We start from the raw sequence: 24,323 nt of genomic DNA, 5'->3' as shown, positions 1-24,323 counted from the left end.
CTTGTTGTTGGGAAGGCCTCAGCCCTTGATGCTGCCGGCGGTCAGCCCGGCGAGGATCTGCCGCTGGAACGCCAGGAACAGCGCCACCATCGGCAGACTGGCCAGCACCATCCCGGCGACGAGCACGTTGAGCGGCATGTCGATCGCCACCCGTTGCAGCATCACCGAGAGCGTCTGCTTTTCGGTGTCCGGGAACACCAGCAGCGGCCAGATGAAGTCCTTCCACGCGGTGACGACCGCGAGGATCGAAACCACGGCCAGGATCGGCCGCGAGATCGGCAGGATGATCCGCCAGAGCGTGCGCACCGGCCCGGCGCCGTCGATGCGCGCCGCTTCGATGAGCTCGTCGGGGATCTGGTCGAAGAACCGCTTCAGCAGGTAGATGTTGAACGCGTTCGCCGCCGCGGGCAGCCAGACCGCCGTCGGCGAGTTGATCAGGTTGAGGTGCAGCAGCGGCAGGTCCGTCACCGTCACGTACGTCGGGACGAGCAGCGCCGTCGCGGGGAGCATCAGCGTGGCCAGCATCAGCCCGAGCACGACGTTGCCGAACTTGGGCCGCAGCTTCGACAGCGCGAACGCGGCCGGGACGTCGATGGCCAGCTGCGCCAGCCACGCGCCGCCGGCGACGACGAGCGTGTTGAGGAAGTACTTGCCCAGGCTCAGCTGGCTCCACGCGTCGGCAAAGGTTTCCGGGTGCCACTCGTGCGGGACGAGCGTCGCCGGCGTCGCGGCCAGTTCCTGAGGTGACTTCAGCGCGCCCGTGATCGCCCAGTAGAGCGGGAACATGAAGGCCAGGATGAAGATCGCGAGCGTGCAAGCGAAAACGACGCCGTAGACGACTTTGCCGCGCGGGCTGCGCAGCGCGGACGGGGAGACGAGGGTCCTCATGACTGGTCCGCCTTCCGCGTCAGCCGGACGTACCACGCCGAGAACACGCCCAGCGCCACGAACAGCAGCAGGCTCATCGCGCTCGCCGCGCCGAAGTCGTTGTAGACGAAGGCGTAGCGGTAGAGCAGCAGGAGCACGGTGACCGTCGAGTCGTCCGGGCCGCCGCCGGTCATCACGTACGGCTCGGTGAACACCTGCATGGTCGCGACGATCTGCAGCAGCAAGAGCACGAGCAGGACGAACCGCGTCTGCGGGAAAGTCACGTGCCGCAGGCGTTTCCACAGCCCGGCGCCGTCGAGTTCGGCGGCTTCGTAGAGCTCGCCGGGGATCGTGCCGAGCGCGGCCAGGTAGATCAGCGTGGTGCTGCCCATGTTGGCCCACGTCGAGACGAAGACCAGCGACAGCATCGCCGTGCCGGACGAGTCGAGCCACTGGCCGCCGGGCAGGCCGACCGCGCCGAGCGCGGAGTTGAACAGGCCGGGACCCGGGTCGTAGAACCACTTCCACATCAGCGCCGTGACGACCGGCGGCAGCATCACCGGGAGGTAGACGGCGAGCCGGAAGAACGCCTTCGCGTGCCGGATTTCGTTGAGCAGCACGGCCGTGAGGAACGGGACGGCGAACCCGAAGACCAGCGCGAGCCCGGTGAACAGCAGCGTGTTGCGCCAGGCGACGCCGAACAGCGGGTCGTCGAACAGCTTCGCGAAGTTGTCGAACCCGACCCACGTCGGCGCGTTGACGAAGTCGACCTGCTGGAAGCTCAGCAGCACGCCGCGCACGATGGGGTACCAGGAAAAGAGCGCGAACACCACGAGCGCGGCGCACAGCAGGCCGTACGCGGTGAGGTTTTCCTTGATCTTGCGCTTGAGCCTGGTGCGGCGGCGGTCTTCCTGCGAGACGGCCGGGCGCCCGGCCCGCGACGAGGACGTCGCGGGCCAGGCGAGGAGGCTACTTGACCTGGGCGAGGACACTGTTGACCTTCGACGCGGCGGACGAGAGCTGCTGGTCGATGTTCGCGTTCTGGTCGGTCAGCACCGCCTGCATCACGCTGTCGAGGGCGGCGTAGATCTGCTGCGCGTTCGGCGGCTCGATGCTGCCCTTGATCTTGCTCGTGGTGTCCACGTAGGACTGGAAGTTCTGCGCGGGAACGTTGGCGTACTTGGCCTTCAGCGCCAGCTGCTGCTCGCGGACCGAGCCGGTCCAGACGTCGGGGGTCGGCTCGGCGGGCAGGCCGACCGGCTGCTTGCCGTCGACGTACTGCTGGATGTGCTTCTCGAAGCGGTCCGGGTTGAGGTACTTCCACTGGATCCACTCGAGGCCGGCCTTGATCTTCTCCGGCGAGGCCTTCGGGTTGACCATGTAGCCCTCGCCGCCGAGGAGGGTGCCCTCGCCGCCGGGCATGCCCGCGATGCCGTAGTCCTCGTACTTGCCGTTGAACTGCTTGACCAGCACCGGCACGTTGTCCGGGGCGGCCATGTACATGCCGAGCTGGCCGGAGCCCATCATCCGCTGCACGTCGGTGGCTTCGAGGAGCTGCTTGGCGCCCATGGAGTTGTCGGTCCAGCGCATGTCGTGCAGGTACTGGAGGGCCTTCTTGCCCTTGTCGTTGTCGAAGTCGGCGACCCACTTGTCGCCGTCCTTGCGGGCGATGTCGCCGCCCATCGAGTACAGCCAGCCGGTCAGGTGCCAGCCGCCCTGGTTGTTCTTGCTGTAGTCGGCGTACCCGACGACCCCGTTGCCCAGCGCGGAGATCTTCTTCGCGGCGTCACGGACCTCGTCCCAGGTCTGCGGCGGCTTGTTCGGGTCGAGCCCGGCCTTCTGGAACAGCGGCTTGCTGTAGAGCAGGCCCATCGTGTAGTTCATCGTCGGCAGGCCGTAGAGCTTGCCGCTCGCGTCCCGGAAGTTGTCGAGCAGTTCCGGCTTGATGTCGTTGATGTGCGGGACGCTCTTCGCGGCTTCGGTGATGTCGGCTGCTTGGTGGCGCGCGATGATCTGCGCCGGGTCGGTGAAGTAGACGTAGTAGACGTCTTCCAGCTGGCCGCCGGCGAGCTTCGCCGAGAAGGTCTTCGGGTCCATGAAGCCTTCGTGCGGATCGATGTCGATGTTCGGGTGGGAAGCCTCGAACTCCTTGACGTCCGCGTCGAAGACGCTGCGCTCGAACGGCTGGCTGGTCGGCGGCTGCCCGGTGACCGTGATCTTCACCTTGCCGCCGGTCTGAGCGGCGTTGTCGCCGTCACCGCAGGCGGCCAGGGTCAGCGCCAGGCCGCCCGCGGTGAGCAGGCACAACATCCGGCGGGAGACGGTTCGGGACCAGGGACTGCTCATCTCAAGCCTCTTCTCGGGGTCGCGACGGCTGTCACGTGATTGCGGTCACCATAAAGGGATGGACCAGATCGACGCAATAAGACGACGAGAAGTTGCAAGTTACGAACAGGCTGCGGATGGCTGGTGCCCGACAGGGCGCCGGGCCGTGCCGCGGGCACGAAAAAGTGAGCGACGGGTGCGAAACCCGCCGCTCAGCCGAATGAGGCTTGGGGTGGGGTCAGGTGGTGCGGCGGGCTGTCGAGCCGCGGACCACCAGTTCCGGCGCGAACAGCAGTTCCTCCGCCGCCACCTCGCCGCCGTTGATGCGCTTGACCAGCAGCTCCACCACCGCGCGGCCCATCGCCTCGATCGGCTGGCGGGTGGTCGTCAGGGGCGGGTCGGTGCAGTTCATCAACGCCGAGTCGTCGTAGCCCACCACCGAGATGTCGTCCGGCACCGACAGCCCCTGCCGTCGGGCCGCGCGGACCGCGCCCAGCGCCAGCAGGTCGCTCGCGCACAGCACCGCCGTGGCGCCGCGCGGGTACAGGCGGGCCGCCGCCGCGTGGCCGCCCTCGATGGAAAACATCCCGTGCTCGACCAGCTCGTCCAGCACCGGCAAGCCCAGCTTCGCCGCGTACGACTGGAACGCCGCGAGCTTGCGCTGCGACGGCACGTGGTCCGACGGGCCCAGTACCAGGCCGATCTTCTCGTGCCCCAGCGAACTCAGGTGCCCGACGACCTGCTCCACGGCCACGGCGTCGTCGCACGAAACCTGCGGCAGGCCGAGGTGCTCGACCGCCGCGTTGATCAGGACCGTCGGGAGGCGGCGCTCGACCAGGTGGTGGTAGTGCGAGTGGACCGCGTCCGCCTGCGCGTACAGGCCGCCGGCGAACACCACGCCCGACACCTGCTGCTGCAGGAGCAGCTCGACGTACTCCGCCTCGGACACCCCGCCCGCGGTGCGCGTGCAGAGGACCGGCGTGAAGCCCTGCTGGGCGAGGGCGTTGCCCATGATCTCGGCCAGTGCCGGGAAGATCGGGTTCTGCAGCTCCGGTAGCACCAGCCCGACCAGCCGGGCGCGCTCGCCGCGCAGCTGGGTGGGCCGTTCGTACCCCATCACGTCCAGCGCGGTGAGCACGGCGGCACGGGTGCTGGCGGACACCCCGGACCGGCCGTTGAGCACCCGGCTGACCGTGGCTTCGCTGACCCCGACCTGGCGGGCGACTTCGGCAAGACGACGCGTCATGGGTGAAACTTTACAGCAACCGAGTGCAAAAGTACGACGTGCGGAACCGTGCCGAGCCGGTGATCGACAGTGGCGAAGCGCGCACATCCCGTTCCTAGCTTGGCGATCGTGACCAGCACCCTCGACCGCGGCACCACGACGCGCGGGCTCACCACCCTCTTCGCGCTCGCCCTGGCACTGGCGGCCCACCGCGGCTTCCGGCTGCCGGGCGACTGGGCCGTGACGCTCGAAGCCGTCTCCCTGACCGACGGCTTCCACCGCCGGTTCCTCGTCGGCACCCTGCTCCACCCGCTCGCCCTCGCGACCGGGTACGCGTACTGGGTGTTCGCGGCCGCGGCGTTCGCTGTTCTCGCCGCGGTGCTCGTCGTGGCCGCCGTCGCGTTCGCCCGCGCCCGGCAGCCCGGCCACCGGCTCCTCGTGATCGGCTGGCTGCTCCTGCCGTCCGGCGGCTTCCTCTTCCACGAGGCCGGCTACTTCGACCAGGCCCTCTACCTGCTGCTCTTCGCCGCGCTGTGGCAGCTGCCGCGCCGCCCCGCGGTGGCGTCCGGGCTGCTCACGGCCGCGGTGTTCACCCACGAGATCGCGGCGCTCACCGTGCTACCCGTGTTCGCGCTCGTGCTGCTGCGGCAGTCCTCGGTGCGGAGCACGGCGAAGCTGCTCGTGACCCCGGTCGTGGCGGAACTCGCCGTGCTGATGCTTCCCGCGTCGAGCCCCGGCGCCGTCGGCCGGCTCGAAATGGCGCTCGCCACCGCGGACTTCACCCCGCGAGCCGACGCGCTCGCCCTGTTCGAACGCACCCAGAGCCAGAGCTGGCAGCTGTATTCGGTCACCGCAGTCCTGCTGCACCTGGCCCCGATCCTCGCCGTCGTCGTGGCCGGCGCCCTGCTGCAACGCCTCGACGCGCTCGCTGTCGCGGCCGTGGCGGCACCGGCGTTGCTGGCCTTCGCCGGCTGGGACTGGGCGCGCTGGGGGTTCCTGCTGGTCACCAACCTCGCCGTGGTGCTGTGGCTGAGCCCGGCGCTGCGCCCGCTCCCGTTGCTCGTGACCGCGGTGCTGCTCGCGTACCTGCCGCTGCCGTACTTCGACGCCCGGCACCCGCGCGAGCTGGCCGCGAGTCAGCCGCCCCTGGGCAGCCGCACGGTGAACACGGCGCCGCCGTCGTTGTGCGCCGTGAGCGAGCCGCCGTGCGCCAGCACGTTCTCCCGCGCGATCGCCAGCCCGAGCCCACTGCCGTCGGTCGCCCGACGCGCGTGGTCGCCGCGGGTGAACCGGTCGAACAACACCGGCAGCAGGTCCGCCGGCACCCCCGGGCCGGCGTCGGCGACGCGCACGACGACGTCGTCGCCGGTGCCGTCGAGGGTGACCGTGACCGGCGCGGTCCCGTGCCGGACGGCGTTGCTCAGCAGGTTCGCCACGACGGTGTGCACCCGCCGCGGATCGGCGACGACGGTGACGTCACCGGCGGCCGTCACGGCGGCTTCGACCCCGGTGACCCCGGCGGCGTCGGCGACCAGGTCGGCCAGGTCCACCGGCGCGACCCGCAGGTCGGCCTTCCCGGCGTCGAACCGCGCGATCTCGAGGAGGTCTTCGACGAGCTTCGCGAGCCGCCGGGCCTGCGTGCCGAGGATTTCGGCGGCGCGGGTGCGGGTGGCGGGCTCGGCGTGGTCGAGGGTGTCCACCGTGGCGATCATCGAAGCGAGCGGCGTGCGCAGGTCGTGGGCGACGTCGGCGACGAACCGCTGCTGCTGGCGGTCCTTCGCGTGCAGCTCGTCGATCGACGCGCCGAGCCGCGCGGCCATCGCGTTGAACGACTCGGCGAGCGCGGCGACTTCGTCCCGGCCCGTGACCGGCACCCGTGTTCCCAGCGCGCCCGCGCCGAGTTCGTCCGCCGCCGCGGACAACGCCTTGATCGGACGCCGGATCCGCCGTCCGATCAGCAGCGCGGCCCCGGCCCCGAGCACGCTGACCGCGAGCGCGGTGCGGACGAGCTTCCAGCGCAGTCCGGTCAGGTCGTCGTCGAACTGGCTGAAGTCGAAGAACTGCACGAGGTGGTAGCCGGGGACGGGCAGGTTCGCGTTGACCACGAACACCTTCCGGCCGGTTCCCGGCACCCGCGCGTAGGCGGTCCCGAACCGCTCGGGCCCCCGCTGTTCGAACAGGCCCGCCCGCACGGGCCCCAGCATCGCGAGCTTGTCCGGCACCGGGATGGGCCCGTCGGCGGTCCGCACGACTTCGAGCGGGCCGCCGGGCCGCTCGGTCACCACCGCCCAGTCGGGGTCGAGGCCGATCCGGATGCGGTCGAGCCACCCGTCGGTGCCGACCTTCGAGAACTCCTGGAGCAGCTGCCGGTCGGCGGCCGCGCCGGCCACGGCCGAGACGGCGAACCGGCCCAGTGCCTCGTCCGCCTGCACCTGGTACGCCGAGTACGCCATGACCGCCGTCGCCGTGGTGGTCACCCCGACGATCGCGGCGACGATCCGGGTCCGGAGGCTGACGGCCGGGAGCTTCACTTGGTCACCAGCCGGTAGCCGAGGCCGCGGACCGTGCGCAGCAGCACCGGGTTCGCGGGGTCGTCCTCGACCTTGGCCCGCAGCCGCGCGACGGCCGCGTCGACGATCCGCGAGTCGCCGACGTAGCCGTAGTCCCAGACGCGCTTGAGCAGCACCTGCCGGCTCAGGACCTGGTCGGGGTGCTCGCCGAACTCGACGAGCAGCCGGATTTCGGTGGCGGTGAGCGCCAGTTCCTCGCCGTCGCGGCTGACGCTCATCGCGGCGGGGTCGATCTCCAGCCCGCCGACGCGCAGCACGCCGTTCCCCGGGGCGGTGGCGCGCGCCCGGCGGCCGATCGCCTTGATCCGCGCGTCGAGCACGCGGGGTTCCGCCGGTTTCACCACGTAGTCGTCGGCGCCGCATTCGAGCCCGGCGACGACGTCGATCGGGTCGCCGCGCGCGGTCAGCAGCACGATCGGCAGCCGGCTGCGGGCCCGGATCCGGCGGCAGACCTCGAACCCGTCCATGCCCGGCAGCATGACGTCGAGGAGGACGAACTCGGCGTCGGCCAGCGCGGTGAGCGCGTGCTCGCCGGTGGGGGCGTGGACGACGTCGTGGCCCAGCGCGCGCAAGGCCAGTGAAAGCGCTTCGGCCAGGGCTCGGTCGTCTTCGACGAGCAGCAAACGCGGCACCGGTCCTCCCCTGGACGATCTCCCGGGCGAGGTTAATGCAGGCCGGCCGGCGACCCGGCGGTTCCGTGCGGAACCGTCGAGCCGCCGTGCCGTTTCGTCACACTAGGCGGCGGCCACCTCGAATTCGGCCACCTGACCCGCGGGCCAGCCGGTGTTGCCGGTGAACGTCAGCCGCACGAACCGCTGCGACGTCGCCGTGAAGGAGGCCGACGCCGTGTTGCCGGAAGCCGGGTCGAACGCGTAGCCGCGCGAACCCACCAGCGTCGTGTACGAGCCGCCGTCGGTGCTGCCGGAGATCGTCACCGTCTCCGTCCGCGCGCCCCACGCCGACGACGGCGGCAGGCGAAGCGTCACTTTGTTGATCGACGCCGCGGCGCCCAGGTCCACCGTCAGCGTCTGCGGGAACGCGTTGTTCGCGCTCTCCCAGTAGCTGGCGGTGGTGCCGTCGTTGGCGTTCGACGGCGGGAACCCGCCCTGCGACGCCGACGCGCTGATCGCTTTGCCCTTCGCGATGTTCGTACCGGACTGCGGCGGCTGCGGCGGGCCCGAGTTCGGCGCGGGCCAGGTCGAGCAGTCGCTCCAGGTGCCGGTCCAGCCGCTGTTGCCGGACCCGCCGAACGTCATCTTCGGGATCGACGCCGGGTAGGGGCAGTTGTACGTCCCGGTCACGCCGACGCCGGACGCGCTGAGGTTGCTGATCGACACCGACCCCTGCGTCTGCGACTGCGCCACGAACGTGCCGGCGCCCTGCACCGAAACGCCGTCGATCGTGATGCCCTGGATCTGCTTGCCCTGCCCGTTGCCGTCGATGAACTGGATCGCCTCGTACGGGCTCTGGATCGCGGTGAACCCGGTGACCCGGATCGTCACGCCGGTGATCGCCTGGTCACGCGCGTCGAACCACAGCGCGCCGACGCCGAACTGCCAGTTCGGGTCGAGCGCCCCGGCCCGCAGCGCGGTGTTTGCCGACAGCGTCACCGTGCCGCCGAGCGGCACCGAGTTGAACCGGTTCGCGACCAGGTAGCCGCCGCCGAGCGCGTTGGTGTCCTGGACGAGGTTGCCGCTCACCGTGTTGTTCGAGCCGCCGTACAACGCGATGCCGTTGGCCAGGTTCGGCTGCACGACGGTGTTGTTCAGCAGCGAGTTGCCCGAGTCGGCCTGGCCGTTGGACCACAGCGCGAGGCCGTCGTCGCCGTTGTTGCGCAGGTAGTTGTTGCGCAACGTCGAGTTCGTGACGGCGCCGTCGAAGTTCACGCCGTCGGCCTGGGTGTCGAGGATGCGGTTGTTCTCGATGGTGAGGTTCGAGGACGCGCCGTTCATCAGCCACAGCCCGCACTTGGTGTCCTGGATCCACAACCCGCTGACGACCGAGCCGTTGCCCAGGACGCCGTGGAACGCGTTGTCCGGGCTGCCGTCGTTGCGCTCGGTCACGTCACCGAAGACCGCGAAGTCGTACAGCTTGATGTTGCCGGACGCGCTGCCGTTGTTGAAGATGTTGTTGCCGTGCAACACCGTGTACCACGGGCCCGCGCCGCGGACGGTGGTCTGGTCGATCTGCAGCGCCGAGCCGATCTCGAACCGGCCCTGCGGAATCCACAGCTCCTTACCCTGCGAGCGCGCCGCGGACAAACCGTTGCGGAACGCCTGTGAGTCGTCCGACGAGTCGTTCGCCGTGGCGCCGTAGTCGGTCACCGACAGCGCGGCGGACGGCTTCGTGCCCGCGCCGCCGACCTGCTCGAAGTCGGCGAGGTCGATGGTGGCCTGCCCGACGTCACCGGAGTCGGCCTGCACCCGGACCTTCGCGCCCGCCGCCAGGTTCTGCCCGAGCAGCACGCGGGCGTCGTCGAAGAAGTGGTGCGTCTTCGAGCCCGTGATGAAGCCGGTGTCCACATAGGTGTAGCGCGACGTCACCGGCAGTGCGAGCTTGGACCCGTTGACCGAGACCGAAAGCCGGCCGGACGAACCGTCGGGCAGGTTGTAGTGGACGTTGATCGCGTTGGCCGCCGCGGGCAGCGTGAACTCGACGTACTGGCCGGTCGTGATGCGCACGGCCTGCCGCCCGGAGGCTTCCGAGGCGATGCTGCCTTGCGTGTAGTCGGGGCCGATTGCCGAGCCGTTCGTCGCCGAACATTCGGCTTCGACGGTCCGGAACGGCACGCTCGCGCCGCCGGAAGCGGTCGTCGGGCAGGTGGCCGCGGCGGCGGGGGTGGCGCCGGAAAGCACGGTCAGGCCGGACGCGGCGAGCGCCACGGCGAGGAGAGCCGGAATGCGGGACATCGTCAGCACCTCTCAGGACGAATAGGCTTCGAGTTCGGACAGCTGCCCGGCGGGCCAGCCGGTGTTGCCGGTGAAGGTCAGGCGCAGGGTGCGCGCCGACGTCGCCGGGAAGGTGATGGTCGCGGTGTTGCCCGAGGCGGGGTTGAACGTGTAGCCCGCGGCGGCCTTGACGCCATCGACCGAGATCGTCTGCGTGCGCGTGCCCCACGCCGAGGACGGCGGCAGCTTCAGCACCAGCCGCGAAACGCCGACGGTGGCACCGAAGTCGACGGTCAGCGTCTGCGGGAACGCGTTGTTCGCGCTCTCCCAGTAGGAGTTCGCGTCGCCGTCGACGGCGTTGGCCGGCGGGAAGCCGCCCTGCGAGCCGGAAGCGGTGACGCTCTTGTGCAGCGCCAGGTTCCCGCCCGGCTGGGTCGGCGTCGTGGTGGTGGTCGGCGGGGTCGTGGTCGGCGGCGGGGTGGTCGTCGTGCCGCCGTTGTCCGAGCCGTACACCGGCGTCGGCCACGAGCCGCAGAACGTCGTCGTCCAGCCCGAGTTCCCGCCCTGGTCGGCCAGGCCCGCCATCGCGTCCGGGCCCATGCAGTTGTAGACGCCGGCCCGGCCGACCCCGGTCGCGACGACGTTCTTCACCGACCCGGCCGGCTTGGCCTGGATCTGCCAGGCGAACGTGCCGGCCCCGGTGATCCGGACGTTCGTGAAGTGCACGTCGGTGGTGGCGCTGTCGATGAACTGGATGGCCTCGTAGTTGTTGTCCTGCAGGTCGAGGTCGGTGACGTCGACGCGGCCGGTGATGGCCGAGTCGCGGCCGTCGAACCACAGCGCACCCACGCCGAACTGCCAGTTCGAGTCGAGCACGCCGGTGCGGATCGCGGTGTTGCGCGCGACCGTCGTCGTCCCCGAGAGCGGCACCGCGCTGAACCGGTTGGCGATGTGGAGGCCGCCGCCCTGGTCCTGGTTGTCCGCCACCACGTTGTCGGACACGGTGTTGTCGTGCCCGCCGTAGATCGCGATGTTGTTGGCGAGGATCGGCAGCAGCACGGTGTTGAAAGAGAACGTGTTGTGGTGGTCGGCGTCGTGCTCGGACCACATCGCGAGGCCGTCGTCGCCGGTGTTGCGCAGGAAGTTGTTCGTCACGGTCACGTTGCTGATGCCCTGGTGCAGGTTCAGCCCGTCGGCGGTCTGGTCGAGGATCCGGTTGCCGGACACGGTGAGCCCGTCGAACGGGCCGTCCAGCCACAGCCCGACCTTCGTGTGCTGCAGCCACAGGTTCTGCACGACCGAGCCGCCGCCCAGCGCACCGCCGACGGCGTTGGACTGGTCGCAGTCGACGCGGGCGTCGACCTGGCCGATGATCGCGAAGTCGTAGAGCTTCACGGCGCTGCTCGTACCGGGCACGGCCGCGTTGCCGGGGTAGGTCGACGTCCCGCAGCTCGCCGGTTCGCCCTTGCCGAAGATCCCGGCGCGCGGGCCGGTGAGCACCGAGTACCACGGCCCGGCGCCGCGGATCGTCACCTGGTCGACGGTGACGTGGTGGCCGAGGGTGAAGGTGCCGGACGGGATCCAGACCTCCTTGCCCTGGCTCTTCGCCGCGGCCACGGCGGAGTCGAACGCGCCGGCGTCGTCGCTCGTGTCGCCCGCGGTGGCGCCGTAATCGGTGACGGACACCGAGTTCGCCGGCCGCGTCGCCGCGGCGCCGACCTGTTCGAAGTCCGCGAGGTCGATCGTCGCCGGGGTGACGTCGCCCGCGTCGACCTGCAGCTTGATCTTGGTGCCGGCCGGGTACGACGTGCCGAGCAGCGCGCGGGTTTCGTCGTAGAAGTGGTGCGCGTGCCCGTCACCCGGGTTGTTGGTGAACGGGTAGGAGCCGTAGTACCAGGCCCACTTCGACGTCAGCGCGATGTCCCGGTTGTGGGTGCCGCCGACGTAGAGCGAGATCGTCCCGTTCGCGGCATCCGGGACGCTGTAGCGGAAATCGATCGAATTGGCCGGCGCGGTGAGCGTGAACTCGACGTACTGGCCCTGGCCGGAGAGCGTGACCGCCTTCCGGCCGGACGCTTCGCCGGCGAGCGTGCCGGCGGCGCGGTTCGGGCCGATGACCGACCCGTTCGTCGCGGCGTTTTCGGCTTCCTGTTCGAGGAAGGGAACGGTGGCACCGCGGCCGGCGGCGAGCGCCGTGCTTTCCGCGGGTGCGGCGGCGATGGTGAGCCCGGCGGCGGCGATCACGGCGGCGGCTAGCGCGCCGTACCGCGCTGTGAAAGCACTTTTGGGCGCGCTGAAGACAGAGCTGAGGGACATGGGCGGCACTGGCCTTTCCGCAGCAGGTGGGGACCTCTGTGACCGGGATCATACGAATCCTGGACAAGAAATCGCAATAGTTGAACGAACTTACGCAAGTTTGCGACAGGAAGTGACGACTGCGCCGGATGCCCGACGTTCGGTTGCACCCCGCGGAGCAACGCCCCCGACGTCGGGCCGCGCTGATAGTTTCTGGGCATGAGCCAGCGACGTGCCGACGGCAGCGCAGGGGACGCGGATTACGGCGCGATCGGTGGCGTGTACACCGATTACCGCAAGCCGGACCCCCGGATCGGCCAGTACCTCCTCGACGCGCTGGGCGACGCGCGGACCGTGCTCAACGTCGGTGCGGGCGCCGGGGCGTACGAGCCGGAAGACCGGGAAGTGACCGCGGTCGAGCCGTCGGCGTCGATGCGCGCGCAGCGGCCGCCGGGCCTGCCGCCCGCGGTGGACGCCGTCGCCGAAAAGCTGCCGTTCCCGGACCGCGCGTTCGAAGGCGCGATGAGCACGTTCAGCGTGCACCAGTGGAACGACCTCTGGGCCGGGCTGAAGGAGGTGCGCCGCGTGACCCGCGGCCCGGTCGCCGTCCTGACGTGCGACCCGGCCCTGCTGCGGCGGTTCTGGCTGCTCGACTACGCGCCCGAGGTGATCGAAACCGAGGCCCGGCGCTACCCGTCGGTCGACGACATCGCCGACGGGCTGGGCGGGCACACGTCGATCATCGGCGTGCCCATCCCGAGCGACTGCACCGACGGCTTCAACGAGGCCTACTACGCGCGGCCCGAACGGCTGCTGGACCCGGGCGCGCGGCTGTCGTGCTCGGCGTGGAGCTTCGTCGACGACCGCGTGCACCACCGCTTCGCCGCGGAACTGCAGCACGACCTCGACGACGGCACCTGGGACCGCCGCTACGGCAAGCTTCGCGAGCAGCCGACGTTCGACGGTTCGCTGGTGCTCGTCGTCTCGGACCCGACGGCATGACGCCACCGCCGTTCGACCCGGAGCTCGCGCCGATCGTCGAAGCGCTCCGGGCCCTGCGCCCGCCGCTGGCTTCGCCGGCCGACATCCCGGGCCGCCGCGAGCTGAACGCCGTGGAGCACAAGACCGTGGCGGAGCTGGCGGCCGCGTACCCGGCGTACCGCGTCTCGGAGGAGCACGCGGGCGACGTCCCGCTGCTGGTGCTGGCGCCGGCTGCGAGCGCGGGCGTCCTGTACTACGTCCACGGCGGCGGCACGATCGTGGGCAGCCACCTCGGCTCGGACGTGCCGAACCTGCTGGACTGGGCGGGCGAAGCGAACCTGACCGTCGTCTCCCCGGGGTACCGGCTGGCGCCGGAGCACCCGTACCCGGCGCCGGTCGAGGACTGCTACGCCGGACTCCGCTGGACCGCCGAGAACGTCCCGGGCCGGTTGGTCGCCGGCGGCATCAGCGCGGGCGGCGGCCTCGCGGCGGCGACGGCGCTGCTGGCCCGCGACCGCGGCGGCCCGGCGCTGGCCGGCCAGCTGCTGCTCTGCCCGATGCTGGACGACCGCAACGACACGCCGTCGGCGATCGACCTCGACGGCCGCGGTCTGTGGGACCGCACGGCGAACAACGTCGGCTGGACGGCCTACCTCGGCGACCGCCGCGGCACCGCCGACGTCCCGCCGTACGCGGCCGCGGCCCGCGCCGAGGACCTGTCCGGCCTGCCCCCGGCGTTCCTGGACGTCGGCACGGCGGAGACGTTCCGCGACGAGGTGGTGGCGTACGCGTCCCGCCTCTGGCAGGCGGGCGGCGAGGCCGAGCTCCACGTGTGGCCGGGCGGCTTCCACGGCTTCGCCTCGTTGGCCCCGAAGGCGGCGATCAGCCGGGCGGCCCGAGCCGCCCGGCTGACCTGGCTGCACCGCCTACTCGGCCAGTAGCTCCTGCAGCTCCCGCACCGCGACCGCCAGTTCGCCGGCGAAGCGGTGCATCTCCGCCGACACGTGCTTCGGGGTGCTCAGGTAGATGTTCCAGCGGTCCGGCAGCAGCACGTACGCGATGCCGATGCACTGCGGGCTCGTCGAGCCGAACCCGAAGTACTGGATGTTGACCGACGGCGCCGAGCTCGTGCTCAGGTAGTCGTCGCGGGTCTTCAGCCAGCCCGGTGAGGAGTACAGCGCCGGCTCCGAGGTGTCCCCGCGCCGTTTCCCGATCAGCTGCAGCTCCCACAGGTGCTGCTCGGGCGCGTCCCCGGCCTGGCACTCCTTCGCACGCGCGACGTGCTTGGCCGCCGCCGCGCGGAACGCCGAGCGCTTCTCCTCGGCGGACGCGGCCGGGTCGGTCAGGACGTCGGCGAAGCGCACCACCTCCGGCGTGACGACCCGCATCGCCTCGGTGCGGCCGTTGCGGAACTGCCGGGTGGCGATCGACTCGTACGTCGCCCCCGTCAGGCCCTTCGCGCGGCGGTGCGCCAGCTGGTACGCCATCTGCGCGAACGCGTCCGGCGACATCCCGAGCTCCTTGGCCCGGTCGGCCCCGAAGCCGAACGACACCGTCTGCGTCGCCGTGGCGTCCGCGTACGCCCGGAAGGCGATCCCGGCCGCCAGCGCGTCTTCGCGGAGGGAGTCGGTCAGCGTGAAGTCGACCGGCTCGTAACCGGGGACGCCCGAAGCCGGCTCCCGCTCCGCCCGCGAACCGCTCAGCAGCGCGTCGGTGAAGCCGAGGATCGTGGTGCCGTCGAGTTCGCAGTGCTCGACGTTGATCCCCGCGGTGCCGTCCTCGAAGACGATCAGCGACACGGCCTTGTCGTACCAGCGGTTGTCGCCGTACAGCAGCCGGTCACTCGCCTCCAGCGTGTCCGACGGCGCGAAATCGTCCAGGCACAGGCAGAACAACGCGGTCTCGATCGTCTCCAGCGCGGCCGCGTTGCCCGCGTCGAGCAACGCGGTCCGCGAATCCGCCCAGTCCGCACGCGCCTTCGTGGTGAAGTGCCCGGGAGGAACTTCGGCCACGTGGTCGTCCTTGAGGATCGCCCGCAGCGTTTCCGCCAGCTGCGCCGGCGAGTACGGGCGGCCGTCCCCGCCGATGACCTCCATCCGGAACGGGGTGTCGTGGTGGAACACGACGATGTGCCGCTCCCGCGAAGGTCCTTCCCAGCCTTCGCGGTACGGCGTGCGCGCGGTGTCCAGCACCTGGCCCGGGATGCGCGTCGCCGAGAACAGGTACTTGTGCTGCACCATCGACTGCGGTGTGCCGCGCAGCAGCACCGGCGGCACCTGCTCCTCGTCGAGCTTCAGCTTGTAGTCCACGGCGGACGCGGTCAGCTCGGCCGCGCGCTCCACCTGGCCCAGCGGGGAGTCCTGGAACAGGAAGAAGAAGTTGGCGTTGAGCGCGATCCGGTCGCGGCGGCCGAGGTAGCGGTACGGCCAGAACGTGTCGAGCCAGCTGTGCACGCCGGGGGACCGGTCGTACTCCTCGAGCGCGGCCTGCAGCTCGTGCGCCGGGCTGCCCGGCGCCAGGAACTCCGCGACGGCCGCTTCGGTCTCCGCGAGTTCGTCCGGGGTCAGCAGCGGGGCGCACCACTCGAGGAAGCGGCGGCCGCTGTCCTCCAGCGTGGGCACGGGGACGCGGGGGAGCCGCTCCTCGTTGCCGAAGGTGCGGGTGGACCAGTCCGGACTGCTCACGATCATCCTTCTTCGCGGGGTTCGAGCGCGGCGGCCAGTGCGGCCGCGCCTTCGGGACGGGAAACGAACAACCGGGCGTAGAGCCACCCTTCGGACTCGAGCCCGGCGGGGTCGACGCCGGCGGCGTCGAGGGTGTCGAGGATCTGCGTCTGCTCCTCGGCGGAGGCGAACCGCCGCTGCCGGAACACCCCGCCGACCTCGGCGGTCTCGTAGCCCAGCTCGGCCAGGCTCTCGGCGACCGGGTCGTAGGAGAACATCCGCAGCACGAAGTGCGCCATCCACGGCCGCGCGCCGCGCGCGATCCGCGAGATCGTCTTCTCGGTGACGTAGCCGACGCAGCCGGTGGAGATCACGAGGTCGACGTCGTCGAGGAGCTTCCGCTGCGTGCTGTCCGGGTCTTCGCGCTCGAGGTCGGCGTGGATCGCCTCGTCGAGGAACCCGGTGGAAAGCGCGTACTCGAGCGCGGGCGCCGACGCGTCGAGACCGTAGAACCGCGCGCCGCCGTCGCCGACGATCCGGGCCCGGTCCGCCTCGATCAGCGACGCGTGGTCCAGCGCGGTCACGGCCGGGTCGGTGTAGTGGGCGAAGAGGTCGTCCATCGTGGCGTCACACCGCCGGAGCGCCGCGCTGACGCCGTAGGAGCAGCCGACGTCGAGCACGGTCGGGCGCTCCGCGGGGTGTTCGGCGATCAGCTTCGCGAAGTACGGCTTCGCGAGCTGGGGGATGCGGTAATCGACGCGCCGCAGCGTCCCGAAGAACGGGCGCGGGTCGGGCGCGGTGTAGATGTGGTCGAACGAGATCTTGCCGGTCGAGTCGAAGGCCACGGGCCAGGCTCCTGATCTCTCAGTCGAGCAGTTCGTCGCCGCGAACGGCGCTCCCGGTGAGGTGCGCGGGCAGGGTCCGGCCGAACAGCTGCCTGGTCCGCTCCGCGCTGCCGATCACCCCCGGTCGCTCGCTGTAGGCGAAGATCGCGGAATGCCGCGCGATCGCGCCCTCCACCGTACTGACCCGGTGCAAGGCGAAGCGCCCTTTGAACAATTGGAGGTCGCCCGGGCGGAGCTCCAGCCGCCGCACCAGGCGGGTGTCACCGGCCAGGACCGCCCGCACCGCGGGGAAGTTTTCGTCGACGGTGGACCGGATGTCCGGGCAGAACTCGAAGGTGCCGCCCGCGTCCGGGACCTGCGTCAGCATGCTGACGGTGTAGGCGTTCGTGTCGAAGTGCCACGGGTGCGCGCGGCCGGGCGCGATCACGTTGATCGTCAGCCCGGCCAGCGGGTCGGCCAGCTCGTGCAGTTCCGGCAGGCCGAAGCAGTCGGCGACGAACCGCTGGAACAGCGGGCTGGTGTAGAGCCGGTCGATGATCGACGACGCGGGGATCCGGTCACGGGCGACGAAGGCGTTGCCGCGTTCCATGATCGTCCGGCCGGGGTGGTCCGCCGGCAGCGGTTCGCCGATCGCGGTGTTGTAGGCGTTGACCTTTTCGATCTTCGTGTACGCGTGCGGTTCGAGTTCGGCGCACTCGGTGCGCAGGACTTCCCGCAGTTCCGGCCGGACGAAGTCGGCCAGCACGCTGCAGCCGGCTTCGGCCAGGTCCGCGCGCGTGCGCTCGACGATTTCCCGCCAGGCGGCGCTTCCCGGATCGGTGAGGGGGTAGCGCTCGGTGTCGACCATGCCCAGTGTGTCCACGGAGGTGCTCATCGAAGTCCTTCCGGCAGGTGAAGCTTCGGTGCTTGCCCTGGTCGTGAAGGAAAGAGTTAGCACAGATCCCAGGCGGTCACCCGGGGGTTTGTGAGCGGTGACACAAGGTCATCAGCCGCCGATTTCGGTGGCCCACGAACTGAGCGTGACGGTGTCCGTGGTGCCCAGATCGGTGTCGAGGGGCTGCTTTTGCTCAGGTTCGCCAGGGACCGGGACCACCGAGATCGCCGCGCCCGTGCGCGTGTCGCCGGAAGTGACGGTGGCCGACCAGGCGAGCACGGCCACCACCTTCGCGCCCGGTTGGACGGTCAGGTCCTGCGGCCCGAGGTCGCGCGCGAAGTACGAAGTGCCGTGCTCGACCTTGACGTCCAGGGCCGTTCCGTCACCCGCCAGCACCTTCAGGTCCGGGTAGCCGGTGACCTTCCGCGGCGCGGTGTCCCGGTTGGTCAGCGTCAGCACGCTCGCGCGGTGCCCCAGCCCGGCTTCGACCGGTCCGACCGAAAGGGACAGCCCGCTCGACGGCGGCGGCGCGTACGTCGGGCTCGGGCTCGGCGTCACTGTGGGCACCGGAGCGGGCGGCGGCGGACTGGCGCAGCCGGCCAGGAGCGCGAGGACGAAAAGCGGCACGATGCGAGAAACCCCCATGCGCCGGAACGATAGCGGGCGCCGGTCACCCGGCGCCCGCCACCTCACGGGGTCAGCAGCGGCAGCAGCGGCTTGCGCACCGCCGTCGCCACCCCGTCCGAAGCCTCCGCCGCGGCGAGCCGCTCGGCCGAGGGGCGGCCGTAGCCCGTGGTGCGCTGCACCAGCGGGCGGCCCAGTGGTTCGACCAGCTCGCGCATGTCGCTGATCGTCTTGTACGAACCGTTCGACGCGCCGGCCATCCGGCTGATCGTCTCCTCCATCAGCGTGCCGCCGATGTCGTTGACACCGCCCCGCAGCACCGCGCGGCTGCCCTCGGTGCCGAGCTTCACCCAGGAGCTCTGGATGTTGTCGATCATGCCGTGCAGCAGCAGCCGGGACAGTGCGTGCACCGCCCGGTTCTCGTTCTGCGTCGCGCCCGGGCGGGCCAGCCCGGCGAGGTAGATCGGCGAGCTCTGGTGGATGAACGGCAGCAGCACGAACTCGCTGAACCCGCGCTTGCCGTGCTTCTCCAGGCCTTCGCGCTGCAGCCGCGCGAGCAGCTTGAGGTGCGCGACCCAGTGCGCCGGCGTGTCGACGTGGCCGTACATCATCGTCGACGTCGTCGGCAGCCCGACTTCGTGCGCGGTCGTGACGACCTTGATCCACTCCGACGTCGGCAGCTTGCCCTTGGTGAGCACCCAGCGGACGTCGTCGTCGAGGATCTCCGCCGCCGTGCCCGGCAGCGAGTCCACGCCGGACTCCTTCGCCGCGATCAGCCAGTCGCGAAGGGACAGGTTGGTCCGCGAAGCGCCGTTCACGACCTCCATCGGGCTGTAGGAGTGCAGGTGGATGTCCGGCTGACGGCGCTTGACCTCGGCCGCGAGGTCGAAGTACGCGGTGCCGGGCAGGTCCGGGTGGATGCCGCCCTGCATGCAGATCTCGGTCGCGCCCGCGGCCCACGCCTCGTCGACGCGGTCGCCGACCTGCTCCAGCGAGAGCGTGTACGCGTCGGCGTCGGTGCGACGCTGGGCGAAGGCGCAGAAGCGGCAGCCCGTGTAGCAGACGTTCGTGAAGTTGATGTTCCGCGTGACGACGAAGGTGACGTCGTCACCGACCGTCTCCCGCCGCAGGTCGTCGGCGAGCTTCGTGAACGCGTCCAGTTCCTTGCCTTCGGCCGACAGCAGCGCGAGCGCGGCGTCGTCGGAGAGCCCGGCCGGGTCCTTTTCCGCACTGCGCAAGGCTTCCAGGACGGTGGAGTCGAACTTCTGCGGCCCGGTCTTGATCCGGTCGCCGATCTCCTTCCAGTCCCCGTAGACGGAGTCGAAGTCGCTGCGGCGGTCTTCGGTGCGGCCGGTGGTGTCGATCTCGGTGTGCAGGTCGGTGCGCCCGGACTCCTGCCAGCCGCCGTCCGGCTCCTGCCACGGGATGCCGACCGGCATGGCGCCTTCGCGGGCCATCCCGGTTTCGTGGTCGACGAGCGCGGCGACGTGCCGCGTGATCCGCGGGTCCAGCCACGGCTCGCCGGCCTTGACGTACTCCGGGTAGATGGTGAGCCGTTCCTTGAGGTCGAAGCCGGCCTTCTCGGTGCGCCGGGCGAGCTCGTCGATCTGCGGCCACGCGCGTTCCGGGTTGACGTGGTCCGGGGTCAGCGGCGAGACGCCGCCCCAGTCGTCGATGCCGGCGCGGATCATCAGGTCGTACTGGCTGCCGATCAGGTTCGGCGGCGCCTGGATGCGCATCTTCGGGCCGAGCACCAGCCGCGCGACCGCGATGTTCGCGGCCAGCTCTTCGAGGTCGGCGTCCGGGGTCGCGCGCATCTTCGTGTCCGGTTTGGCCCGGAAGTTCTGCACGATGACTTCCTGGATGCCGCCGTAGGTCTTGGCGACCTTGCGGATCTCGAACAGCGCGTCCGCGCGCTCCTCGAACGTCTCTCCGATGCCGATGAGGACACCGGTGGTGAACGGGACGCTGCTGCGCCCGGCGTCTTCGAGCACCCGCAGCCGGACGGCCGGATCCTTGTCCGGGGAGCCGTAGTGCGGGCCGCCCTTCTCGCTCCACAGCCGGGTCGCGGTCGTCTCGAGCATCATGCCCATCGACGGCGCGACCGGCTTGAGCCGCTGGAAGTCCTGCCAGGTCAGCACGCCCGGGTTGAGGTGCGGCAGCAGGCCGGTCTCTTCGAGGACGCGGATGGCCATCGCGCGGACGTAGCTGAGCGTGTCGTCGTAGCCGTGCGCGTCCAGCCAGTCGCGGGCGGCCTTCCAGCGGTCCTCGGGGCGGTCGCCGAGGGTGAAGAGGGCCTCCTTGCAGCCCATCTCCGCGCCCTTGCGGGCGATGTCGAGGACCTCGTCGGGCGAGAGGAACGGCGATTCGAGCCGGCCCGGCACCGTGACGAACGTGCAGTAGCCGCAGCGGTCGCGGCACAGCCGGGTCAGCGGGATGAACACCTTGCGGCTGTAGGTGATGATGCCGGCGCGCCCGGCTTCGGCCAGGCCGGCGTCGCGGATGCGCGACGCGTACTCGGAAAGCTTCCCCAGGTCTTCGCCGCGGGCGTGCAGCAGGACGGCCGCCTCGGCTACGTCGAGTGTCTTCCCGTCACGCGCCCGGGCGAGCGCGCGGCGCATCGCGGAGGCGGTCGGGGTGGTGGCGTCGGGTTCGGGTCCCATTCCACCCACGCTAGGACCGTCCTCGCGCGACCAGCCAGTGTGCGTTCCGCACCTGGCTCACCCGATCGAAGCACGTGATCGTCGTCGCAGGTCAGCGCGCCGGGCGGGTTGTCGATCACCGGCCGGAGGTGTATTACCTAAAGGGTGGCATCTGTGGTCGGCAAGAAGATCGGCGGCCGGACGTACTACTACCTGGCGGAGTCCGCCCGCGTCGACGGCAAGCCCCGGGTGGTCACCCAGCGCTACCTCGGCACGGCCGACGAGATCGCCCGGGCCGTCCCGGGCGGCGAACCGGCCGCGGCTTCGCACCGGACGTACGGCGACGTCGCGGCGGTGTGGGCGACGCTGTCCCGGCTGGACTTCGTCCGCCGCGTCGACGACGTCGTGCGGTCGAAACCCTCGCTGGGGCTGAGCCTCGCGGTCGCGGTGCTGCACCGCGCGACCGCGCCGGAGACGCCGATCGGGCAGTGGTGGGCGGCGAGCCCGGCCGCGGACCTGGTCCAGTTGTCCACAGTGGATGGTCTGTGGCGGGCGCTCGAACGCCTGACCCCGCAGCGGATCGCGGGCATCGAGGAGACCGTTTCCACCGCCGTCCTCGAGACGCTCGACGACCACGAGGCTCTCGCCGTCGACGTCCCGCAGTTCGCCGTGTTCGCCCCCGCGGACTGCACGCTGCCCTCGGCCTGCCGCGAGGTGCTCGCTGGCGTGGGGCTGCGCGTCACCCGCGACGGCGCCATCCCGCTGGCCTCGCGGCTGTACCGCCGCGACAACGCCCCGACGTTCGCCGCGCTGACCGGCGAGCTGGGCCCGGCGACGCTGGTCTTCCACGCCGGGCAGGCCGCGCAGCTCGACCTCGGTTCCCGCAGCGGGTTCGTCGGCTCGCTGCCGCTGACCGACCACCCGGAACTGCTGACGCAGCCCGCGTCCGCCCGCAAGCGCGTCGACCCCGAGCGGTTCGCCGGGCTTACCGCACTGGACACGCACGCGGTGGTCGACGGGGTCCGCCGCCGGGTGATCCTGACCCACTCGGCGACCCTGCACGCGGCCCAGTCCCGGGCGTTCGCCGACGAGCTGGCCACCACCACCCGCGAGCTGGACGGCCTGGCCGCGGCGCTGGCCGCCGGCACCCACCGCGGCGACCGCGCGCAGGTGCACGCCGAAATCGGCCGGGTCACGCGGGGCCGGCGCATCGAACGCGTCCTCACCGCCGTGCTCAGCGGCACCCGGCCCGGCGAGATCCGGGTGGAACGGCGGATCGACGCCGCCGCCCTGGCCCGGCTGGACGACGAGTTCTTCGGCAAGCAGGTGCTGGTCACCGACCGGGACTGGCCGGTCGGCGACGTCGTCACGGCCTACCGCGCCCGCACTCACCTGGAGTCGACGTTCCGCTGGCTGACCGGGCCCGCGCTCACCGGCCCGACCCCGCGCTGGGAGTGGACGCGCGCGCGGATCGCGGCCCACGGCCTGGTGTCGGTGCTGGCGGCGATGGTGACCCACCTGATGCGCCGGGAGGCGGACCGGGCGGGCATGAACCTGTCGGTCCGGGAGCTGCTCGACCGGCTGGCCGGCATCGGCGAGCTGACGCTGCGCTACCCGTCCACCGGCGGGCGGCCACGCGCGAAGCGCCTGCTGACCGAGCTGGACCCGGAGCAGCAGGCGCTGGCCGACCTCTTTCAGCTCTCGCGGTAGATCTGCAGCGCGGAGAAGCTCTGCACCACCGGCATCAGCTCGATGACGTTGATGTTCACGTGCGCAGGCTGGCCGGCCGCCCAGAAGACGGACTCGGCGACGTCCTCCGCGGTCAGCGGCGTGGTGCCCTCGTACACCTTGCCGGCCTTGGCCGCGTCGCCGTCGAAGCGGACCTTCGAGAAGTCCGTGCCGCCGACCATGCCGGGCTCGACGTTCGTCACGCGGACGCCGGTGCCGTGCAGGTCGCTGCGCAGGTTGAGGCTGAACTGGTGGACGAACGCCTTGGTCGCGCCGTAGACGTTGCCGCCGGGGTAGGGGTAGGTGCCGGCGATCGAGCCGATGTTGATCACGTGGCCGCGGCCGCGCTCGACCATCCCGGGCAGCACCGCGCGCGTGACGTGCGTGAGGCCGCGGACGTTGGTCGCGATCATCTGGTCCCAGTCCTCGAGGTGGGCCTGGTGGGCGGGCTCGAGGCCCTTCGCCAGGCCGGCGTTGTTGACCAGGACGTCGATCTCCCGCCAGTCCTCCGGGAGCTGCTCGACGACGGTCTTCACGGCCTCGGGGTCGCTGACGTCGAGGGGCACCGGCAGGACGGCGTCGCCGAGCTCGCCGGCGAGCTTCTCGAGCTTGTCCCCGCTGCGGGCGACGGCGATCACGCGGGCGCCCTCGGCGACGAACCGGCGCGCGATGGCGGCACCGAAGCCGGCGCTCGCGCCGGTCACGAACACGGTCTGCTGGGTCATGGGGTGAACCTTTTTCCGGTCAGGAACGCACTGAGGGCGTCGTCGAACTCGGTCTCGCGCTCCAGGTTAGGCAGGTGGCCCGCGCCTTCGATCACCACCAGGGTCGAATCCGCCACCTCCCGGTGGATGAGCTCGGCGTCGGCGACGGGGGTGAACTCGTCCTCGCTGCCGACGACGACCAGGGTGGGGACTCCTACATGGGTGAGCGTCGGCGTGTAGTCGGGGCGCTCGGCACGTCCGCGCAGCGCGGCCGCGGCTCCTCCCGCGGGAGCGTCGCGCATCATCCGCCGGACGTGCGCTTCGACGTCCGGCCTGGTCGCGCGGGTCCGCTTCGAGATCATCTTGGGGAGGAGCTCGTCGGCGTAGGCGGCCATCCCCTCTTCGAGGATCCTCGCGGCGGTGTCGATGCGCGCCTGCTTGACCTCGGGGGTGTCGAGGCCGGCGAAGGTGTCGGCCAAGAGGAGGGCCTCGACCCGGTCGGGGTGGTCCTCGACGAGCTGCATGACGATCTGGCCGCCCATGGAGAGGCCGCCGAGCACGAAGCGGTCCAGCCCGAGGTGGTCGGCCAGCTCGACGAGGTCGTCCGCGAAGACGTCGAGGCCGGTCTTGGTGCCGGTGGTCCCGCTGGTCTTGCTCTCGCCGTAGCCGCGGAGGTCGGGGGTCACGACCCGGTGGCCCCGCTCGGCCAGGTACTCCGCTTGGGGCCGCCACAGGGAGCGGTCGAAGGGGTGGCCGTGGACCAGCAGGACCGGACGGCCGTCCCGCGGGCCGAGGTCGTCGTGCGCGAGGTTCATGCGGCCGACGCTAAGCGGAGCACTGGCGCGGTGCAATACGGTGCAATGTACTCGGAGCAATGTTTTTCCCTGGCGCTCGCGGGCGGTTCGGGGCAGACTGGGCCGCGGACGGGGTCCGTCACGGGGTCTGACCTGCGCTGATCTTGTTAAGGGACCCCCCTGTTTCGGGCCCTTTCGGGGCATGTAAAGTTCTCCAAGTCGCCAGGGAAACCGGGTGGCCACCGGGACACGAACCAAGCTCTCGCGGAAAGCGATTGAGTGGGTGTCCCACCAAAAA

At 70.9% G+C, this 24,323-nt stretch carries 19 protein-coding genes; 3 read left to right on the top strand and 16 right to left on the bottom strand.

What is annotated here, in order from left to right; genetic code table 11:
• Nucleotides 1-18: 18 nt before the first annotated feature.
• From AB0B33_RS27720 to AB0B33_RS27680, 9 genes are all read right to left on the bottom strand, one after another.
• Entirely contained in the window at nt 19-888 is an 870-nt protein-coding gene (locus AB0B33_RS27720) for a carbohydrate ABC transporter permease (protein WP_247020169.1), read from the bottom strand.
• The gene (locus AB0B33_RS27715) at nt 885-1,859 is read right to left on the bottom strand and encodes a sugar ABC transporter permease (protein ID WP_360777024.1); all 975 of its coding nucleotides are present in this window, start codon (nt 1,857-1,859) and stop codon (nt 885-887) included. Before AB0B33_RS27715 ends, AB0B33_RS27720 begins: the two co-directional genes overlap by 4 nt.
• Nucleotides 1,837-3,213: an extracellular solute-binding protein gene (locus AB0B33_RS27710; protein WP_360777022.1), complete on the bottom strand. Its 1,377-nt coding sequence runs from the start codon at nt 3,211-3,213 to the stop codon at nt 1,837-1,839. The genes AB0B33_RS27715 and AB0B33_RS27710 overlap by 23 nt, the downstream gene beginning before the upstream one ends.
• A 217-nt stretch (nt 3,214-3,430) precedes the next feature.
• Nucleotides 3,431-4,438 (bottom strand): LacI family DNA-binding transcriptional regulator, encoded by a 1,008-nt coding sequence (locus AB0B33_RS27705; RefSeq protein ID WP_247020175.1) that lies wholly within the window; start codon nt 4,436-4,438, stop codon nt 3,431-3,433.
• 488 nt (nt 4,439-4,926) lie between these two features.
• Nucleotides 4,927-5,268: a hypothetical protein gene (locus tag AB0B33_RS27700; RefSeq protein WP_360777020.1), complete on the bottom strand. Its 342-nt coding sequence runs from the start codon at nt 5,266-5,268 to the stop codon at nt 4,927-4,929.
• Between the two features lie 285 nt (nt 5,269-5,553).
• Nucleotides 5,554-6,948: a HAMP domain-containing sensor histidine kinase gene (locus tag AB0B33_RS27695; RefSeq protein ID WP_360777018.1), complete on the bottom strand. Its 1,395-nt coding sequence runs from the start codon at nt 6,946-6,948 to the stop codon at nt 5,554-5,556.
• A complete protein-coding gene (locus AB0B33_RS27690) occupies nt 6,945-7,619 on the bottom strand; it encodes a response regulator transcription factor (RefSeq protein ID WP_247020179.1) in 675 nt (224 codons plus the stop codon). The genes AB0B33_RS27695 and AB0B33_RS27690 overlap by 4 nt, the downstream gene beginning before the upstream one ends.
• A 102-nt stretch (nt 7,620-7,721) precedes the next feature.
• Nucleotides 7,722-9,896 carry a discoidin domain-containing protein gene (locus AB0B33_RS27685; protein WP_360777016.1) on the bottom strand — a complete coding sequence of 725 codons (2,175 nt, stop codon included), beginning with the start codon at nt 9,894-9,896 and terminating at the stop codon, nt 7,722-7,724.
• Nucleotides 9,897-9,908: 12 nt separating this feature from the next.
• Complete coding sequence (locus AB0B33_RS27680; protein WP_360777014.1) at nt 9,909-12,191, bottom strand: discoidin domain-containing protein; 2,283 nt, start codon at nt 12,189-12,191, stop codon at nt 9,909-9,911.
• Nucleotides 12,192-12,389: 198 nt separating this feature from the next.
• Here AB0B33_RS27680 and AB0B33_RS27675 point away from each other — a divergent pair, with 198 nt between their 5' ends.
• Both AB0B33_RS27675 and AB0B33_RS27670 read left to right on the top strand, forming a co-directional pair.
• Nucleotides 12,390-13,172, top strand: coding sequence for a methyltransferase domain-containing protein (locus tag AB0B33_RS27675; protein ID WP_360777012.1), 783 nt, complete (start codon nt 12,390-12,392; stop codon nt 13,170-13,172).
• Nucleotides 13,169-14,092: an alpha/beta hydrolase fold domain-containing protein gene (locus tag AB0B33_RS27670; RefSeq protein ID WP_360777010.1), complete on the top strand. Its 924-nt coding sequence runs from the start codon at nt 13,169-13,171 to the stop codon at nt 14,090-14,092. The genes AB0B33_RS27675 and AB0B33_RS27670 overlap by 4 nt, the downstream gene beginning before the upstream one ends.
• Here AB0B33_RS27670 and AB0B33_RS27665 read toward each other — a convergent pair.
• From AB0B33_RS27665 to AB0B33_RS27645, 5 genes are all read right to left on the bottom strand, one after another.
• Nucleotides 14,078-15,841, bottom strand: a complete 1,764-nt coding sequence (locus AB0B33_RS27665; RefSeq protein WP_360777008.1) for a choline/carnitine O-acyltransferase — start codon at nt 15,839-15,841, stop codon at nt 14,078-14,080. The genes AB0B33_RS27670 and AB0B33_RS27665 overlap by 15 nt on opposite strands.
• A complete protein-coding gene (locus AB0B33_RS27660; RefSeq protein ID WP_360777006.1) occupies nt 15,838-16,659 on the bottom strand; it encodes a class I SAM-dependent methyltransferase in 822 nt (273 codons plus the stop codon). Before AB0B33_RS27660 ends, AB0B33_RS27665 begins: the two co-directional genes overlap by 4 nt.
• A 19-nt stretch (nt 16,660-16,678) precedes the next feature.
• Complete coding sequence (locus tag AB0B33_RS27655; protein ID WP_360777004.1) at nt 16,679-17,533, bottom strand: arpA protein; 855 nt, start codon at nt 17,531-17,533, stop codon at nt 16,679-16,681.
• A 111-nt stretch (nt 17,534-17,644) separates the two neighbouring features.
• Nucleotides 17,645-18,178, bottom strand: coding sequence for a DUF4232 domain-containing protein (locus AB0B33_RS27650; protein WP_360777002.1), 534 nt, complete (start codon nt 18,176-18,178; stop codon nt 17,645-17,647).
• Between the two features lie 44 nt (nt 18,179-18,222).
• A complete protein-coding gene (locus AB0B33_RS27645) occupies nt 18,223-20,820 on the bottom strand; it encodes a bifunctional FO biosynthesis protein CofGH (RefSeq protein ID WP_360777000.1) in 2,598 nt (865 codons plus the stop codon).
• A 153-nt stretch (nt 20,821-20,973) separates the two neighbouring features.
• On the opposite strand from AB0B33_RS27645, the gene AB0B33_RS27640 reads away from it, so the two are divergent.
• A complete protein-coding gene (locus AB0B33_RS27640; protein ID WP_360777352.1) occupies nt 20,974-22,509 on the top strand; it encodes a transposase in 1,536 nt (511 codons plus the stop codon).
• Here AB0B33_RS27640 and AB0B33_RS27635 read toward each other — a convergent pair.
• Nucleotides 22,494-23,252 carry an SDR family oxidoreductase gene (locus AB0B33_RS27635; protein ID WP_360776998.1) on the bottom strand — a complete coding sequence of 253 codons (759 nt, stop codon included), beginning with the start codon at nt 23,250-23,252 and terminating at the stop codon, nt 22,494-22,496. The genes AB0B33_RS27640 and AB0B33_RS27635 overlap by 16 nt on opposite strands.
• Nucleotides 23,249-24,046: an alpha/beta fold hydrolase gene (locus AB0B33_RS27630; protein ID WP_360776996.1), complete on the bottom strand. Its 798-nt coding sequence runs from the start codon at nt 24,044-24,046 to the stop codon at nt 23,249-23,251. The genes AB0B33_RS27635 and AB0B33_RS27630 overlap by 4 nt, the downstream gene beginning before the upstream one ends.
• Nucleotides 24,047-24,323 lie beyond the last annotated feature (277 nt).

Source organism: Amycolatopsis sp. NPDC049159, assembly GCF_040648295.1.
In the GTDB taxonomy this organism is placed as follows: Bacteria; Actinomycetota; Actinomycetes; order Mycobacteriales; family Pseudonocardiaceae; genus Amycolatopsis; species Amycolatopsis pretoriensis_A.
This window is presented reverse-complemented; position numbering and strand designations above follow the sequence as displayed.

What these genes read in the sequence shown, in the direction of transcription:
- AB0B33_RS27710 (WP_360777022.1), bottom strand. Translation starts at nt 3,213, where the DNA reads ATGAGCAGTCCCTGGTCCCGAACCGTCTCCCGCCGGATGTTGTGCCTG.
- AB0B33_RS27655 (WP_360777004.1), bottom strand. Translation starts at nt 17,533, where the DNA reads ATGAGCACCTCCGTGGACACACTGGGCATGGTCGACACCGAGCGCTAC.
- AB0B33_RS27665 (WP_360777008.1), bottom strand. Translation starts at nt 15,841, where the DNA reads ATGATCGTGAGCAGTCCGGACTGGTCCACCCGCACCTTCGGCAACGAG.
- AB0B33_RS27720 (WP_247020169.1), bottom strand. Translation starts at nt 888, where the DNA reads ATGAGGACCCTCGTCTCCCCGTCCGCGCTGCGCAGCCCGCGCGGCAAA.
- AB0B33_RS27685 (WP_360777016.1), bottom strand. Translation starts at nt 9,896, where the DNA reads ATGTCCCGCATTCCGGCTCTCCTCGCCGTGGCGCTCGCCGCGTCCGGC.
- AB0B33_RS27670 (WP_360777010.1), top strand. Translation starts at nt 13,169, where the DNA reads ATGACGCCACCGCCGTTCGACCCGGAGCTCGCGCCGATCGTCGAAGCG.
- AB0B33_RS27705 (WP_247020175.1), bottom strand. Translation starts at nt 4,438, where the DNA reads ATGACGCGTCGTCTTGCCGAAGTCGCCCGCCAGGTCGGGGTCAGCGAA.
- AB0B33_RS27635 (WP_360776998.1), bottom strand. Translation starts at nt 23,252, where the DNA reads ATGACCCAGCAGACCGTGTTCGTGACCGGCGCGAGCGCCGGCTTCGGT.
- AB0B33_RS27675 (WP_360777012.1), top strand. Translation starts at nt 12,390, where the DNA reads ATGAGCCAGCGACGTGCCGACGGCAGCGCAGGGGACGCGGATTACGGC.
- AB0B33_RS27645 (WP_360777000.1), bottom strand. Translation starts at nt 20,820, where the DNA reads ATGGGACCCGAACCCGACGCCACCACCCCGACCGCCTCCGCGATGCGC.
- AB0B33_RS27680 (WP_360777014.1), bottom strand. Translation starts at nt 12,191, where the DNA reads ATGTCCCTCAGCTCTGTCTTCAGCGCGCCCAAAAGTGCTTTCACAGCG.
- AB0B33_RS27630 (WP_360776996.1), bottom strand. Translation starts at nt 24,046, where the DNA reads ATGAACCTCGCGCACGACGACCTCGGCCCGCGGGACGGCCGTCCGGTC.
- AB0B33_RS27650 (WP_360777002.1), bottom strand. Translation starts at nt 18,178, where the DNA reads ATGGGGGTTTCTCGCATCGTGCCGCTTTTCGTCCTCGCGCTCCTGGCC.